1 protein-coding gene is annotated in these 960 nt (G+C 71.8%); it reads right to left on the reverse strand.

The annotated features are described in order from the left end of the window. Nucleotides 1–25: 25 nt before the first annotated feature. Nucleotides 26–499, reverse strand: coding sequence for a YpsA SLOG family protein (locus G6O54_RS36925; protein ID WP_165236147.1), 474 nt, complete (start codon nt 497–499; stop codon nt 26–28). Between the last annotated feature and the right edge of the window lie 461 nt (nt 500–960).

Raw genomic sequence — 960 nt, forward strand, 5'->3', positions numbered from 1 at the left:
CCCCCCAAGCGTCCGGCCGGGGGCCTCAGGGCTGGAGCCGGTTGCGGAGCAATTCGATGACGCGGACGAGGTAGGTCTCGACGCGGGGGGCGAGGGCCGGGGTTTTCGAGGCGCGGTCGCCGGCGACGACGAGGGTCTGGACCTCGAAGGCCTCCAGCCAGCCGGCCGCATCGCGGGACGGCGTGAACGCCGGGTCGATGACGAGGTACGGCCTGGAGAGCGACCGGCAGGCGTCGAAGGTGTCGCGGGCCTCGGGAGACTCCGGGTCGCCGAACCAGAAGAGGCCGTCGGCCCGGCGGAGGTTGCCGCGGAGCCGCAGGGGGTCCTCGAACGGGAACTCGATCGCCCCGTAGAGCGCGCCCAGCCGCGGCGCGGGGCCCGCCTCCGTGAGGAACCCCCGCGGCATGTAGCCGCCGGTCTCAATGCCCGCCCGGCGGGCCGCCGCCCAGCCGGCCTGCTCGGCCCCCGCCTCCCCTCCCGTGACGATCTTCCTGAGCATCCGAAGCTCCCGAAGTGGGGACGCGAGGCCCGGGCGAGGCCGGGCACGCCTCGGCACGCGCCGGAGGTCCGCCGCCGGCCGGGCCGAACCACAATCCGGGATTGTACGTCGGGGCGCCTCGAACTCGAAGCCCTCGCGGAGACGGATCGCCGCGGCGATGGACGCCGACGACGAACGAGCATGCGAGGCTCGCGCGCGTTTTCTGGATTTTGGTGAAACTGGCGGCGTCCTTTCGGGGATCTTATTGAGATGGGGGCTCGCTCGCGCCTGCGCCGGGCAGCGGGCTCGCACGGTCTTTGTCAATCCGGTGGTCGGTCCTCAGGGAAGGTCGGTGCCGGCCCGCGCGGGGGACGCGGGCCGGCGGAGATCGCGAGAAATCCGGGGGGCAAAGCCAATCGAAAAATCGATACCAAGATGTCCCAGCGTAAGAACTTGCGACAATCCTCCGGATCAGCCCGCGC

It is taken from the genome of Aquisphaera insulae (genome assembly GCF_011064615.1).
GTDB lineage: Bacteria > Planctomycetota > Planctomycetia > Isosphaerales > Isosphaeraceae > Aquisphaera > Aquisphaera insulae.

Excerpts from the sequence above, each read along its gene's own strand:
- G6O54_RS36925 (WP_165236147.1), bottom strand. The coding sequence starts at position 499 with ATGCTCAGGAAGATCGTCACGGGAGGGGAGGCGGGGGCCGAGCAGGCC.